Source organism: Streptomyces sp. NPDC001407 (assembly GCF_042895325.1).
Lineage (GTDB): Bacteria > Actinomycetota > Actinomycetes > Streptomycetales > Streptomycetaceae > Streptomyces.
In genome coordinates, this window is record NZ_JBIAWF010000002.1 from 156,144 (window position 1) to 169,645 (window position 13,502).

Here is a 13,502-nt window from a genome sequence, read left to right on the forward strand (position 1 = left end):
CCGCACGTCGTCAACTACCGACAGGGCTCAGGCAAGCGATTCGCCCGATTGACTGGTGTCTTGATTCGCCGTCCACGCCGCCGTAGGAGAGGTTTCACGCCGAGGTCCGGCCGGGGCACGACTACGCCTGGCCTAGGGTCGTTCCCGCCCATTCGATCAGCGAAGCGCGCCCCTTCGCACGAGACTCGTACGGGACTGCCCCGATACAATCCGTACACGACAATGGGGTGAATGCGATGCCTCTTGAGGGCGAGTACGAGCCGAGTCCGGCGCAGTGGGTGCGCGAACAGGTCGAGCTGTACGAGAGTTCGGGTGGCACACAGGGCACAACGCTCTGGGACACGGGCCTGCCGGTCGTCATTGTCACGATGCGCGGCGCGAAGAGCGGCTGGATCCGCAAGATTCCGCTGATGCGCGTGGAGCACGAGGGGCGGTACGCGGCGGTGGCCTCGAAGGGCGGCTTCCCGCGCCACCCGCTCTGGTACTTCAACCTCAAGGCCGACCCGCAGGTGGATCTCCAAGACGGCCCCGAGCGCCGGGGCATGACGGCCCGTGAGCTCACCGGCGACGAGAGGGCCGAGTGGTGGCAGCGCGCGGTCGCCGCGTATCCGCCGTACGCCGAATACCAGGAGAAGACCCGACGCGTGATCCCGGTCTTCGTACTCGAACCCGGCCACCTGGCCGGGCCGGTGCGGGACTGAACTCCGGACGCCACCGCTCGCCCCGGCAAGGCGCCGCACGGCTGGGGACAGGAGTCCGAAACTCAGCCAAGCTCGCGATTCCATGGGGTCTCGCATGCGAAGTCTCCGCCTCCCCCACACCTGGAAAAGGTAAGCGAATACCCGCGCGCGCCCCACGCGCCGTCACAGATCCCCAGGTGAACAACCTCCACCCGCCTTTTCGGCAGGCGCAGTTGTTTTGCCGGGTTGCGTTCCGCTTCCCGGTACGCCGTAGCTGAGGCTTACCTCATCGGGTTTTCATACTAATCGCCGGGACACCCATGGCGAAGGGAACCCCATGACGACACCTTCGGAACAGCAGCAACAGGACGAAGCGCAGGCGCAGTTGAGCCTCAGCACCGCAGCCGCCCGCAATCTGGCGACGACCACCAAGTCCATCCCTCAGATGCAGGGCATCAGCTCCCGCTGGGTGACCCGCATGCTGCCCTGGAACGAAGTCGGCGCCGGCACGTACCGCGTCAACCGACGACTGACCTACACCGTGGGCCGAGGACGGGTGAGCTTCGTCAAGACCGGCGCGGACGTCCGTGTCGTGGCGTCCACACTCACCGAAGTGCCCCCGCTGCGCGGCTTCCAGGAGGAGAGCCTCCTGAACGAACTGGCCTCGCGGTTCACCCAGCGGGACTTCGAGCAGGGCGATGTGCTCGTCGAGGCCGGGCAGCCGATCGAAGAAGTCTTCCTCATCGCGCACGGCAAACTCAGCAGGTACGGGACCGGCAAGTACGGCGAACCCACGGTGCTCGGCGTCCTCGCCGACGGGGACCACCTCGGCGAGGAGGCCCTCCGGGAGGATGAGCCGACCTGGGGCCACACTGTCAAGGCATCCACCAACGGCACCGTGCTCGTCCTGCCCTGGGCGGTCTTCCGGCAGCTCCTCGGCCGCTCCGAGGCGCTGCGCGGCCAGATCGACAACTACCTCAGCACTCACCAGCAGTCGGTCAACAAGAAGGGCGAGGCCGACGTCGAGCTGGCCTCCGGCCACGTGGGCGAGCCCGAACTCCCCGGCACCTTCGTCAACTACGAGCTCACTCCCCGTGAGTTCGAGCTGAGCGTCGCGCAGACCGTGCTGCGCGTGCACAGCAGGGTCGCCGACCTCTACAACGACCCGATGGACCAGGTCGAGCAACAGCTGCGGCTCACCATCGAGGCCCTCCGCGAACGCCAGGAGCACGAGCTCGTCAACAACCGCGAGTTCGGGCTGCTGCACAACGCCGACTACGACCAGCGCATCTCCACCCGCTCCGGCCCGCCCACACCCGACGACCTCGACGAACTGCTGAGCATGCGGCGCAGCACCCGGATGCTGTTCGCCCACCCGCGCGCCATCGCCGCCTTCGGCCGCGAGTGCAACAAGCGCGGGATCTACCCCGACAGCGTCCAGGTCGAGGGGCACCTGGTGCCCGGCTGGCGAGGCGTGCCGATCTTCCCCTGCGGCAAGATCCCCATCAACGGCGGAGGCCACAACATCTCCTCCATCCTCGCCCTGCGGACCGGCGAGGAGGACCAGGGTGTCATCGGCCTGCGCAAGACCGGGCTGCCCGACGAGTACGAACCCGGCCTCAACGTACGGTTCATGGGCATCAATGACCAGGCCGTCATCTCCTACCTCGTGAGCACCTACTACTCGGCGGCCGTCCTGGTCCCCGATGCCATCGGCATCCTGGAGAACGTCGAGGTCTCCCGTCACCGCGACTGAACCGTCCGCCGCCTCGCCGGTACGGCGGGCGGGAACGTAAGGAGATCCGGTTGTCACTGCTCTCCCGCGCCTTCTCCACCGCGGCCACCCACGAGCTCGCCGGCCTGGTGACCGCGCTGCTGGCCCACCAGGGGCCCACCGCCCCCGCCACCCTCGCGCCCCGGCCCCGCCGGGTGCCGGCCGGATTCCCCGCCGGACCCACCGGCCTGGGGACGTCCGCCGCCCGAATATCACCGGCGGCCGCGCGGCCCCGGACGAAACCCGTACGGCAGGCTCCGGGCGGGCCGGTGCCCCCGCTGTACTGCCCGCCCGCCGTCCGCGACGACCCCGCACTCGCGAAGGAGGTGAACGAGCGCCTGGTCGCCTGGGCCGCCGACATCGGCATCTACCCGGGCCGGTCGGAGGAGCTGCGCGCCACCGACTTCGGGCGCATGCTGATGCTCACCCACCCCGACACCGACGATCCCGACCGGCTGCTGGCCGCCGCCAAGTGCGGGCTCGCGGAATGGGCGGCCGACGACCACTACTGCGACGACGAGTCCGCGGGAGCCGACCCGCGGGCGCTCGCTCCCCGGCTGTGCGTCGCCAACGCCGCCGTGGACCCCGCCCACCTGCCGCTCCGCTACGCCCCGGAGCTGGAACGGGCCATGCGCGAGGACCCCGTCCTGACCGCCCTGCGCTCGGCGCTCGACCACCTCGCCCGCTACGCCGGCCCCGCCCAGCTCGGGCGGCTGGCCCACGAGATGTCCGCCCTCTTCGCCGGCTTCAACGCCGAGGCCGGCTGGCGCACCGCCGAGCGCGTGCCCCCGGTCTGGGAGTACCTCGTCAACCGCCAGTGCAACAGCTTCCTGCCGATGACCGCCCTCATCGACGCCGTCGGCGGCTACGAGGTCCCCGCCGCCGAGTACTACGACCCCCGGGTGCGCCGCGCCTTCGGCATGGCCTGCACCGCCGCCACGCTCGTCAACGACCTCTACTCCATGGCACGCGAGAGCGCGGGCCCCGGCCTGGAGTTCAACCTCCCGACGGTGATCGCCGCCGAGGAGAAGTGCTCGCTCGAAGAGGGCGTACGCCGCAGCGTCCTCGTCCACGACGAGCTCGTGCACACCTTCGAGTCCGAGGCCACCGTCCTCGCCGCCGACGGCTCGCCCGCGCTGCGCCGCTTCCTCGTCGGCACCTGGGCCTGGCTCGGCGGCAACCGCGAATGGCACAGCACCACCCCACGCTACAACGCGGCGTGACCGCCGCGCGGAACAGAGGAGTTCCCCGATGGCCTCGATGACCGAACACAGCGCCAAGGTCCTCCGCACCCCCTACCAGAAGTCGGTCGCGGCGTACTGGGACAGCGAGCACGCGCCCGTCAACCTCCGCCTCGGCGAGGTCGACGGCCTCTACCACCACCACTACGGCGTCGGGGACTACAACCGGTCCGTGCTCGAAGGCCCCGAGGACACCCGGGAGCGGCGTGTCATCGGGGAGCTCCACAGGCTGGAGACCGCCCAGGCCGACATCCTCCTCGACCACCTCGGCGGTGTCACGGAACGGGACCGGCTCCTCGACGCCGGGTCCGGGCGCGGCGGCACCAGCTTCATGGCGCACCAGCGCTTCGGCTGCGCGGTGGACGGCGTGACGATCTCCGAGCACCAGGTCGCCTTCGCCAACTCCCAGGCCGAGAAGCGGGGAGTGGCCGACCGGGTCCGCTTCCACTTCCGCAATATGCTCGACACCGGCCTCGGCACCGGCTCCCGCCGGGCCGTCTGGACCAACGAGACCACCATGTACGTCGATCTCACCCAGCTCTTCGGCGAGTTCTCCCGCCTGCTGGAACACGGCGGCCGCTATGTCTGCGTCACCGGCTGCTACAACGACGTCACCGGCGGCCGCTCCAAGGCCGTCAGCCGCATCGACGAGCACTACACCTGCAACGTCCACCCCCGCAGCGCCTACTTCAAGGCGCTCGCCGCCAACGGTCTCGTTCCCCTCGACGTCGTCGACCTGACCGCCCGGACCATTCCCTACTGGGAGCTCCGGGCGAAGTCCTCGGTGGCCACCGGCATCGAGGACACGTTCCTGACGGCGTACAAGGAAGGTAGCTTCCACTACCTCCTGATAGCGGCGGACCGGATCTGATCCCCCACAGGTCCCCGGCGCCGGCCCCTCCCCCGGCGCCGGGGACCCGGCCGTTGCCGCTGCGGGGTCATGGGCGGGCGTGTCCGTTGATGAGGTCCAGGAGCCGGCGTACGGCCGCGTCCGCGTCGGGGCGGTGCACGGCCGCGACGGTCGTCCGCAGGTGCGGTGACGATCCCCGGAGCGGCACGAAGGCGACCCCGGGGATGGGAAAGTCCCGCAGGTCCTCCGGCAGGAGGCTCACGCACAGCCCGGCCGCGACATAGCCGAGCAGGCCGGTGAGGTCGTCGACCCCGACACGGGGGTGGGGTGTGAATCCGGCCTCCCGGCATGCCAGCCGAGCCTGATGCGCGAGGCCCGGGAGGGCTGTTCCACTGGGGAGCACGAAGTCGTCCTCGCGGAGCTCCGCCAGGTCGATCACCTCGGCTCCGGCCAGTCGGTGCTCGTGCGGCAGTGCCGCGACGATGCGCTCGACGGCGAAGTCGTGGACGGCCAGGTCGTCCGACACGGGCGAGGGGTCGCGGATGAACGCGAGGTCCAGGGCGCCGGAGCGGAGCATGTCGGCGAGTGCGGCGGTGGTGTCCTGGTGCAGGTGAATGCGCAGGCCGGGGAGCTCCTCGGCGGAGGCTCGCAGCAGCCGGGGCAGGTGGCGGTGGCTGAGGATGCTCACGTACCCCACTCTCACGTCGCCCTCCAGGCCGTGTGCGACACGCCGCACACGCTCGACGGCCGCGGACTGGGTGTCCAGCAGTCGCCGCGCCTCCACGGCGAAGGCCGCGCCCGCCGGGGTGAGACGCAGACCCCCCGGCCTGCGGTCGAGGAGAGTCACCCCGAGGCCGCGCTCCAGGCGTTGCATCGCCTGGCTGAGCGGGGGCTGGCTCATCGAGAGGCGCTCCGCCGCCCGCCCGAAGTGCTTCTCCTCGGCGAGCGCCAGGAACTGCTCCAGCAGGCGTTTCGTGAATTCCATATGCTCAAGGATATCGAATGCGCCTGCAACATATATTGGACAGACATTGGTCCCGTGGAGTGCAGTGGTTCCAAGCGCTGAGCGGATGGATCCGCTCCCCGCCCTGACAGGCACAGGCGTCTCCAAGGAAGCCACTCATGCACATGCACGATGTCGCCCAGCTGTTCACCACCCCGCTGGACGCACCCGCTTTCGCCCCCACGCGGTACCGGTTCACCGACCGCGAATACCTGAACATCACCTACCGCACCGACCCCGAAGCCCTGCGGCGGGTCGTCCCCGAGCCCCTCTCGGTGCCCGAGCCGCTGGTGCGGTTCGAGATCATGCGCATGCCCGATGTGACCGGGCTGGGCGACTACACGGAGGCGGGTCAGGTCATTCCCGTCGAGTACGAGGGCGAGCGCGGCGAATACAACCTGGCGATGTACCTCGACAGCGTTCCGGCGATCTCCAGCGGCCGGGAGCTGAGCGCCTATCCGAAGAAGGCCGGCTCGCCCAGGCTCTACGTCGACTCCGACACCCTGGTCGGCACCCTCGACTACGGTTCGCTGCGCGTGGCGACGGCCACCATGGGCTACAAGCACCACCCGATGGACCTGGCGGAGGCCCGGGCGGAGATCTGTGTGCCCACCTTCATGGTCAAGGCGGTGCCCGGCTACGACGGCAGGCCGCGCATCTGCGAGCTGGTCCGTACCCAGATCACCGACATCACGGTGAAGAGCGCCTTCCACGGCCCGGCCCGCCTGGAACTCCACCCCCACGCCCTGGCGCCACTCGCCGACCTGCCGGTGCTGGAGGTCGTCTCCGCCAGCCACATCCTCACCGACCTCACCCTGAGCCCGGCCGCGGTCGTCCACGACTACCTCGCCCACTGAGACATCCGGAAGGCGGTGCACACACCATGAACGCACACGGCACGGACGCACACACCACATACCGACGGGCGACCGTCATCGGCGGCGGCGTGATCGGGATCTCCTGGACCGGTCTCTTCCTCGCCCACGGCATGGACGTCGTCGTCAACGACCCACGCCCCGACGCCGAGGAACTGGTCCTGGCCGGCCTGGACGAGATCACCCCGGCGCTCGCTCAACTCGGCCTGCCCACAGTCGATCTGACGGCCCGGCTCCACTTCGAGGCCGATCTGGCCACCGCGGTCACGGACGCCGATATAGTGCAGGAGAACGGCCCTGAGCGCCTGGCCGTCAAGCAGGAGATCTGGCGGACCGTCGAGCAGGCGGCACCCGCCCACGCGCTGCTGGCCACCTCGACCTCCGGAATCCCCGCCACCGCGATCGCCCAGGCGATGCGGCAGCCGGAGCGCCTGGTCGTCGGTCACCCGTTCAACCCGCCGCACCTCGTACCGCTGGTGGAGATCGTCCCCGGCGAGCGGACCTCCGCCCATACCCTCCGCCAGGCCCACGACTTCTACACGGCGCTCGGCAAGAAGCCGCAGATCCTGCGCAAGGAGATTCCCGGCTTCGTCGCCAACCGCCTCCAGTCCGCGCTCTTCCGCGAATGCGTGCACCTGGTCACCGAGGGCGTGGTCACCGAGGCCGAACTCGACGAGATCGTCACCGACTCCATCGGCCTGCGCTGGGCCACCGCGGGCCCCTTCCGCACCTTCCACCTCGGCGGCGGACCCGGCGGCCTGCCCCACTTCATCCAGCACCTCGGGCGCGCCATGGAAGCGTCCTGGCCCGGCCTCGGCAGCCCCACCTTCGACGAGCCCACCGTCGCCCTGCTGACCGAGCAGGCGGAGCAGGCATTCGGCGACGCGCCCGTCGGCGAACTGGCCGCCCGCCGCGACCGCGCGCAGATCTCCCTGATGCGCGCCCTCGCCAAGACCCCCGACATGCACGCCCAGGCGTGAGCGCCCGGAAAGGCAGCACGATGCTCACCGACAAGATCAAGGCCGCGCTCGACAAGCCGGTCACCGACGAGGCCGGCGACGACTTCGACATCCACGCCGCACTGAACGACGTCCTCGGCGGCGTCGGCATGAGCGAGCAGGACGCCGGCGGCACGGTCTCCTTCACCGGCGCCGACCCCGTCGTCCCCTCCACCCTGCGGCTGGCCGCCGCCCCCGCACTCGGCCTCACCGCCAAGTCCGTCGCGCTGGCCAAGCTGTGGCAGCACCGCGGCGGCCCCGGCCAGGACATCAGCATGGACCTGCGCAAGGCCCCGCACCGGCTGTGCCCCTTCTACGACGCCAAGTGGGAGAAGCTCAACGGCTATCCGATCGTCGCCCCCGACGACCCCTTCTCCCTCTCCTTCTACCGCGCGGGCGACGGCCGCTGGGTGATGCCGCTGAACGTCTACCCGGCACTGAAGTCCCGGACTCTGAAGCTGCTCGGCACCCCCGACGACGCCCTCGCCGTCGCAGGCGCCATCGCCCGCTGGGACGGCGCCGAGCTGGAACGGGCCGGGGCCGACGCCGGCGTCGTCATGCCGATGCTGCGCGGCACCCGGGAGTTCCTCGACACCCGCCAGTACCGCGACGTCCTGGCCGGCATGCCGCTGATAGAGATCGAGAAGATCGCCGACAGCGACCCCGAGCCACTGCCGCCCGGCGCCACCCAGCCCCTGGACGGCGTACGCGCCCTGGGTCTCGGCCACGTCATCGCCGGTGCCGCCATCGGCCGCACCATGGCCCAGCACGGCGCCGACGCGCTCAACATCTGGCGGCCCGGCCAGTTCGAGAACGACATCCTCTACTACACCGCCCAGGTCGGCGTGCGTTCGGCCACCCTCGACCACGCCCGCGACCCGCACGCCGCGGCGGTCCTGCGTGAACTGCTGCGCGGCTCCGACGTCTTCTACGCCAACCACCGCGCCGGCTACCTGGAGCGCATGGGGCTGACCGCGCAGGAAGCGGCCGCGATCCGGCCCGGCATCATCCACACCACCGTCAGTCTGCACGGGCAGCACGGCCCGTGGGCCAACCGCGTCGGCTTCGACCAGACCGCCGGGTGCGTCAGCGGGATGATGAACCTCGAAGGCACCGACGACAACCCGGCACTGCCCCCGATCAAGGTCGTCAACGACTACCTGGTGCCCTGGCTGGCCACCACCGGCATCATCGCCGCCCTGATGCGGCGTGCCACCGAGGGCGGCAGCTACCGCGTGCACGTCTCGCTGACCCGCGTCGCACTGTGGATCCTCAGCCTCGGCATCCTCGACAAGGACTACGCCCGCGAACTCGCCGGCACCGGTGAACGGCACGCCTACCTCGATCCCGACACCTTCACCGCGGACACCCCGTGCGGCCGCTATCAGGGCGTCACCGACCAGGTCGTCATGTCACGGACGCCGGGCGCCTTCCGCACCGTCCTCGCACCCCGTGGCTCGGGCCGCCCCGAATGGCTCACGCCCGGCCACTGAAACGCCCCCGCGGGCCTGGCCTTCCTCCGGCCGGGCCCGCCCTCACGTGCATACGTCCGGCGGCGAACTCCGGCGGGGCCGCTGAGCGAGGGATAAACCTTGGTGGGCGTTTGCGTGCCTGTCCCCCTGGATACCCCGCACACATGGTCGCGGCCCGCGTCAATGACGTTCTTCCGGAAGCCGATGCCTTCATGCGCGCTGTGCGGGCGCGAAAGCCGCAGGCCGGCACCTGGTGCGAGGCGTGGACCGTACGGGACGTCCTCGTCCACCAGACCGGGAACGCGGAGGAACTGGCCCGGGTGCTCGCCGCCCACATGGCCGGCGCCCCGGTCGAGACCCGGGGATTCGACCGCGAGAACCCGTACCGGGCCCTGTCCGACTCCGAGCTGTGGTCGGCGTTCATCGCCCGCTGCGAGCACCTCGTCGAGGTCACCGAGGCCGCGGAACGCGATCTGCCACCGGACACCGAGATCATGTGGACAGGGCGTGTGGTGCGGCCGGACTTCTTCGCCGAACACATGCGGGAAGAGCTGATCCTGCACCGCTGGGACCTGACTGGGGACGACAGCACGGCGGTGCGCGCGCTCACCGAGCCGTGGATGACCGAGCACAGTGTGAAGGAAGTCGGCCTCCCGCTCCTGCGCCGGGGCTCCGCCGCCCTGGACCTCGGTGGCGACAGCCGCGTCGAGGGACGCCTGCGTGTACCCGGCACCGATGACGTTCTGATCACGGCCGACGCGAACGGCACCAGCATCGGCTTCGCCTCTCCCGAGGGCCCGGCGACCATCGAGAGCGACGCCGCCGTGCGCGCCCTTCTCCTGTGGGGGCGGCGCCCCGCGAACCCCTCACGCTGGCGGAGCGACGCGGGCCCGGAAGCCCTGCGCGCGGTGCGGACGCTCCTCAGCGGATACTGAGCCGGGCACCCGCCTTCCCCGCGCGACGGCGCGGACGTCGCACTCCCCGCAGCGGTCATGCGTCCACGCGACCGTTCCCACCCCCTCCAGGAGGGGAACACAGGCCCGTATGACCACGCACTCGCGGCACGGAGGCGTCCCTCGCCCCAGGACACCGGTCACTTCCGGTTCACCGTCGACAACGCCGATGCGCAGGCCAATCCGGACGTGCGGCTCCAGGGCTGGCGGCTGACCGGATTCCGGCTGGTCAGCGCGACCAAGCACTACACCACCACCTACGGCGACCGCACGCTCAGGAACGGCAGTACCTACGACCAGATACACATCCGGATCGGCCTGGAGCGCTCCGCCCCCACGGTCTTCTGGAAACTGACCATTCCGCTCTACCTCGCGGTACTCATCGCCGTCGCCACCTTTCTCGTCTCCTCCCGCCACGAGGAACTGGAGACGACCGCGCGACTGGAGGGCATCCACAACAGGCTCGGGGTCCTGGGCGGCGGGCTGTTCGTCGTCGTCCTCAACCTTCAGCAGGCCAACAACGTGGTCACCAGCACCACCGGACTGACCCTCATCGACTGGCTCCACATCGTCACACTCGTCTTCCTCCTGCTCGCCGTGGCGGGTACGGTCCTCGCCTGGCGCTGGACCTCCCAGGGCGGCAGCGTCACCCAGGCGGAACGGGTCAGCCACCGCGGGGCGTGGTACGGCCTCGCCGCCTACGTCGTGGCCTGCGCGGCGTTGGTGCTCCTGGCGGCCTTCGACTGAACCGTGCGAGGGGTGTTCAGACCGTCAGACGTCACAAGCTTTGTTCAAGGGCCTTGACGCTCGGCCGATCCACCTTGGCACCCCCGTGCCGCCGTTCCCGCCGCGTGTATTCGCTGATGGCCTGCCACAGATCGAGGCGGTCGGTGTCGGGCCAGTGCGCGGCGGTGAAGTGGAGTTCCGCGTACGTCGCCTGCCAGGGAAGGAAGTTGGACGTGCGGTGTTCGCCGCTGGTGCGCCAGAGCAGGTCGACGTCCGGCATGCCCGGCAGGGGCAGGTGCCGGGCGAAGTCGTCCTCGCCGATGCGGCCGGGGTCGAGGTCGCCGGCCACGGCCGCGCGGGCGAGGGCGGCCGCGGTGTCCACGATCTCGGCTCGCCCGCCGTAGTTGATGCACATCGTGAGGGTGAGCTTGGTGTGGTGGCGCGTCCTGGCCTCCTCGCGGGTGAGGTTGTCGACGAGGTCGGCAGGCAGTCCCTCCGGCCGCCCGGACCAGCGCAAGCGCACCCCGTACTGACCACGTTCGTCGGCGCGCAGCTCGTCGCGGAGACTCCCGAAGAGATAGTCGATCTCGTCGGCGTCGCGTTTCCAGTTCTCGGTGGAGAAGGCGTAGAGCGTGAGGTTGCGCAGGCCGATCTCCAGGGCTCCGTGGACCATCTCCCGGATCATGGCGAATCCACGCCGATGTCCTTCGGTGGCCGGGAGCCCGTGCGCGGCGGCCCAGCGCCGGTTGCCGTCCATGATCACGGCGACGTGGCGGGGCATCCGCTCGGGTGGGATGCGGGGCGGCTTGGCGCCGCTGGGGTGCGGGCGCGGTGGCAGTACGGGACAGTCGGTGGCGGGGGTGAGGGAGGGAGTAGCCGGGCGGGCCGGAGGCACGGTGAGCGGGGTCAAGTGCCAGGCAAGTGCCGCCCGTGTGCGGGCCCGGGCGAGCACGCGCCAGCGCACCCGGACAGGCGGACGCGGCATCCGCCGCAGCAGCGCGGGACCCGCGGCGTCGATCGCGTCGAGCTGCGCGATGAGCCCTTCGGTCACCCCGCGCAGGAGTGCGGCGGGCGCGGGATGCATCCCGCGTGTGAGATATGGCTGATGCAGCCATTGGCGCGCCAACGCGGACAGGTGGGTGATCAGCGCGGCGGTGTCCTGTGTCCAGCGACGTTCGCGCAGGGCCGGCGCGGCATCGGGGAAGCGGCCCAGCACCTCATCGGGCAGGAGGAGTTCGCCGCGGGCGAGGTCGGCGGCGAGGTCGGTCAGGACATCGGTGAGGCGGAAGCCGTCGGCGAGTCGCCCGTAGTCGGCCCGCTGCTCGAGCCGCACGGGCACCGGCACGCCGACCCGTTCCAGCAACGTCAGGGACAGGCCGGCCCAGGGGAAGATGTTGTCCTGGCCCCACGCACTCCATTCCCGCCAGTCGGAGAAGTGACGCCCGTGCGGATCGGCGGACACCACGGCCAGGTAACTGGCCATCTCCTCAGGGTCCAGGCCCCAGCGGTGCATGGCATCGATGAAGGCCCAGCGTACGGGGTCGGTGCTGGTGCCGGCCGGAAGCTCGGCGGCAAGTTCGCGGGCCCAGGCTCGTACGCGAGCGGTGAGGTCGTGCGGCGTGCCGTCCACAGTGTCGGCGAGGTCGTCGCTCACTCTCACCGCGCCCCACATCGCCCAGCACGCGGGGCGCAGCGGGGGCGGCATCAGCAGGACGGCGGCGTAGATGTCCGGGTCGTTCGTCTTCGTCAGACGGCGGCAGGTGGCGTAGGCGGCGCGCAGTGCGGGGTCGTCGATGGCAGCGTGGTCGCGGATCGCGGACATGGAGGGATCACCGATTTCAAACGGTCGCGGGCGGGTTCCAGGCGAAGGCGAGGCAACCGCCGACCATGGCGAGCGTGGTTCCCAGCAGCAGCCCGCCGAGATCGCAGGTGATCAGGGCGAGCACGGCCAGGGCCACGGCGGCCGGTCCGGCGATCGCGTGCAGCTGCGGCAGGCGTAAGAGAATGATCCCGGCGAGGAGGAGTGGCAGGCTCACGCCCAGCCCGGCGGCGTCGGCCACGCCGGGGCGCAGGACAGCGGCGGGCGCGCCCAGGAAGGGCAGGAACATCATCTCCGCACCCCCGGCGGTGACAAGCAGCGCGGCGACGAACGGCCGGCGGTGGCACCAGGCCCGTACTCGCGTCAGAAGCATTCGTGCCGCCCGGGTACCAGGCGCAGGCCGAGGCCGTCGAGGTGGAACGATCCGGCAGTGCCGCGCCAGCCGGTGAACCGGGGGTTCTTCACGGTCAGTTGACCCGTGCGGGCGAGGAATCCGGCGGTGTCCGACGCCTGGGCCAGCACGTCGGTGAAGTTGATGTCGGCGTGCAACTGATCGCTGTCGACGACCAGGCCCGTGGCCTTGACCGGCTCGTCCTGCCCGGCGGCCACCCGTACGGTCACCGGGCCCAGCGGGGACTTCACCAGCACGCTGACGCACAGGTTGGTCACTTCCGCCCGCTGGGCGGTGACAACGACCACGGGGCGCCGCGTGCCGCTCCTGGGATCGGTGTTCACGCCGGGCAGCGCGGTGAACCCGGAACCGCTGAGCCGGTCCCCCGACGCCTTGAACGCCTCCCCTGAAGCGGCCACGGAGGCGGCGACCGCTCCGGACGCCTCGGCACCAAGCACCGCGCCGGCTACGAGGACGGCGGGGGCGAGCAGCGACCAGAACCGCTTCCGGCTGTGCCGACGGTGAACACGGCTCTCCCGTAGGACTGTTGGATCATAAGCCACGCCTCAACAACGGCCGGGACCAGCCGAGGACACGGGGCTGGATCTCTGCGGCGTGCACGCGAATGCGCCTTGCCGGCCTCCCGGACGGCCCGCTCGACGTGCGGTGGGCCGTGGTCGAGCACCCGGCCGCGTGGGTCGACGCAGAGGACGTCCCGTG

13 protein-coding genes are annotated in these 13,502 nt (G+C 70.6%); 9 read left to right on the top strand and 4 right to left on the bottom strand.

Going from position 1 to position 13,502, the window contains the following annotated elements; genetic code table 11:
• The first annotated feature begins 236 nt into the window (after positions 1–236).
• From ACFY1P_RS04195 to ACFY1P_RS04210, 4 genes are all read left to right on the top strand, one after another.
• The gene (locus ACFY1P_RS04195) at positions 237–701 is read left to right on the top strand and encodes a nitroreductase family deazaflavin-dependent oxidoreductase (protein ID WP_390749626.1); all 465 of its coding nucleotides are present in this window, start codon (positions 237–239) and stop codon (positions 699–701) included.
• A 316-nt stretch (positions 702–1,017) separates the two neighbouring features.
• Positions 1,018–2,436, top strand: coding sequence for a family 2B encapsulin nanocompartment shell protein (locus tag ACFY1P_RS04200; RefSeq protein WP_390749627.1), 1,419 nt, complete (start codon positions 1,018–1,020; stop codon positions 2,434–2,436).
• A 50-nt stretch (positions 2,437–2,486) separates the two neighbouring features.
• Positions 2,487–3,677: a family 2 encapsulin nanocompartment cargo protein terpene cyclase gene (locus tag ACFY1P_RS04205; protein WP_390749628.1), complete on the top strand. Its 1,191-nt coding sequence runs from the start codon at positions 2,487–2,489 to the stop codon at positions 3,675–3,677.
• Between the two features lie 28 nt (positions 3,678–3,705).
• Complete coding sequence (locus ACFY1P_RS04210; RefSeq protein WP_390749629.1) at positions 3,706–4,566, top strand: geranyl diphosphate 2-C-methyltransferase; 861 nt, start codon at positions 3,706–3,708, stop codon at positions 4,564–4,566.
• A 67-nt stretch (positions 4,567–4,633) separates the two neighbouring features.
• Here ACFY1P_RS04210 and ACFY1P_RS04215 read toward each other — a convergent pair whose 3' ends face one another.
• Positions 4,634–5,530: a LysR family transcriptional regulator gene (locus tag ACFY1P_RS04215; RefSeq protein ID WP_390749630.1), complete on the bottom strand. Its 897-nt coding sequence runs from the start codon at positions 5,528–5,530 to the stop codon at positions 4,634–4,636.
• A gap of 137 nt (positions 5,531–5,667) precedes the next feature.
• Between ACFY1P_RS04215 and ACFY1P_RS04220 the strand changes: the two genes are divergently transcribed.
• From ACFY1P_RS04220 to ACFY1P_RS04240, 5 genes are all read left to right on the top strand, one after another.
• On the top strand, positions 5,668–6,405 hold the full coding sequence (locus ACFY1P_RS04220; RefSeq protein WP_390749631.1) for an acetoacetate decarboxylase: 738 nt from the start codon (positions 5,668–5,670) through the stop codon (positions 6,403–6,405).
• A 26-nt stretch (positions 6,406–6,431) separates the two neighbouring features.
• Positions 6,432–7,403, top strand: a complete 972-nt coding sequence (locus tag ACFY1P_RS04225; RefSeq protein WP_390749632.1) for a 3-hydroxyacyl-CoA dehydrogenase family protein — start codon at positions 6,432–6,434, stop codon at positions 7,401–7,403.
• A 20-nt stretch (positions 7,404–7,423) separates the two neighbouring features.
• On the top strand, positions 7,424–8,914 hold the full coding sequence (locus tag ACFY1P_RS04230) for a CoA transferase (RefSeq protein ID WP_390749633.1): 1,491 nt from the start codon (positions 7,424–7,426) through the stop codon (positions 8,912–8,914).
• A 143-nt stretch (positions 8,915–9,057) separates the two neighbouring features.
• Positions 9,058–9,828 (top strand): maleylpyruvate isomerase N-terminal domain-containing protein, encoded by a 771-nt coding sequence (locus ACFY1P_RS04235; RefSeq protein ID WP_361520992.1) that lies wholly within the window; start codon positions 9,058–9,060, stop codon positions 9,826–9,828.
• Positions 9,829–9,885: 57 nt separating this feature from the next.
• Positions 9,886–10,593: a hypothetical protein gene (locus tag ACFY1P_RS04240; protein WP_390749634.1), complete on the top strand. Its 708-nt coding sequence runs from the start codon at positions 9,886–9,888 to the stop codon at positions 10,591–10,593.
• A gap of 31 nt (positions 10,594–10,624) precedes the next feature.
• Here ACFY1P_RS04240 and uppS read toward each other — a convergent pair whose 3' ends face one another.
• The 3 genes from uppS to ACFY1P_RS04255 are packed head-to-tail and all read right to left on the bottom strand — an operon-like array spanning position 10,625 to position 13,345.
• Positions 10,625–12,394: a polyprenyl diphosphate synthase gene (uppS, locus tag ACFY1P_RS04245; protein ID WP_390749635.1), complete on the bottom strand. Its 1,770-nt coding sequence runs from the start codon at positions 12,392–12,394 to the stop codon at positions 10,625–10,627.
• A 16-nt stretch (positions 12,395–12,410) separates the two neighbouring features.
• Positions 12,411–12,764 carry a DUF6114 domain-containing protein gene (locus tag ACFY1P_RS04250; RefSeq protein WP_361520999.1) on the bottom strand — a complete coding sequence of 118 codons (354 nt, stop codon included), beginning with the start codon at positions 12,762–12,764 and terminating at the stop codon, positions 12,411–12,413.
• The gene (locus tag ACFY1P_RS04255) at positions 12,755–13,345 is read right to left on the bottom strand and encodes a DUF6230 family protein (protein WP_390749636.1); all 591 of its coding nucleotides are present in this window, start codon (positions 13,343–13,345) and stop codon (positions 12,755–12,757) included. Before ACFY1P_RS04255 ends, ACFY1P_RS04250 begins: the two co-directional genes overlap by 10 nt.
• Positions 13,346–13,502 lie beyond the last annotated feature (157 nt).

Excerpts from the sequence above, each read along its gene's own strand:
- ACFY1P_RS04220 (WP_390749631.1), top strand. The coding sequence starts at position 5,668 with ATGCACATGCACGATGTCGCCCAGCTGTTCACCACCCCGCTGGACGCA.
- ACFY1P_RS04200 (WP_390749627.1), top strand. The coding sequence starts at position 1,018 with ATGACGACACCTTCGGAACAGCAGCAACAGGACGAAGCGCAGGCGCAG.
- ACFY1P_RS04230 (WP_390749633.1), top strand. The coding sequence starts at position 7,424 with ATGCTCACCGACAAGATCAAGGCCGCGCTCGACAAGCCGGTCACCGAC.
- ACFY1P_RS04240 (WP_390749634.1), top strand. The coding sequence starts at position 9,886 with ATGCGTCCACGCGACCGTTCCCACCCCCTCCAGGAGGGGAACACAGGC.
- uppS (WP_390749635.1), bottom strand. The coding sequence starts at position 12,394 with ATGTCCGCGATCCGCGACCACGCTGCCATCGACGACCCCGCACTGCGC.
- ACFY1P_RS04250 (WP_361520999.1), bottom strand. The coding sequence starts at position 12,764 with ATGCTTCTGACGCGAGTACGGGCCTGGTGCCACCGCCGGCCGTTCGTC.
- ACFY1P_RS04215 (WP_390749630.1), bottom strand. The coding sequence starts at position 5,530 with ATGGAATTCACGAAACGCCTGCTGGAGCAGTTCCTGGCGCTCGCCGAG.
- ACFY1P_RS04195 (WP_390749626.1), top strand. The coding sequence starts at position 237 with ATGCCTCTTGAGGGCGAGTACGAGCCGAGTCCGGCGCAGTGGGTGCGC.
- ACFY1P_RS04235 (WP_361520992.1), top strand. The coding sequence starts at position 9,058 with ATGGTCGCGGCCCGCGTCAATGACGTTCTTCCGGAAGCCGATGCCTTC.
- ACFY1P_RS04225 (WP_390749632.1), top strand. The coding sequence starts at position 6,432 with ATGAACGCACACGGCACGGACGCACACACCACATACCGACGGGCGACC.
- ACFY1P_RS04210 (WP_390749629.1), top strand. The coding sequence starts at position 3,706 with ATGGCCTCGATGACCGAACACAGCGCCAAGGTCCTCCGCACCCCCTAC.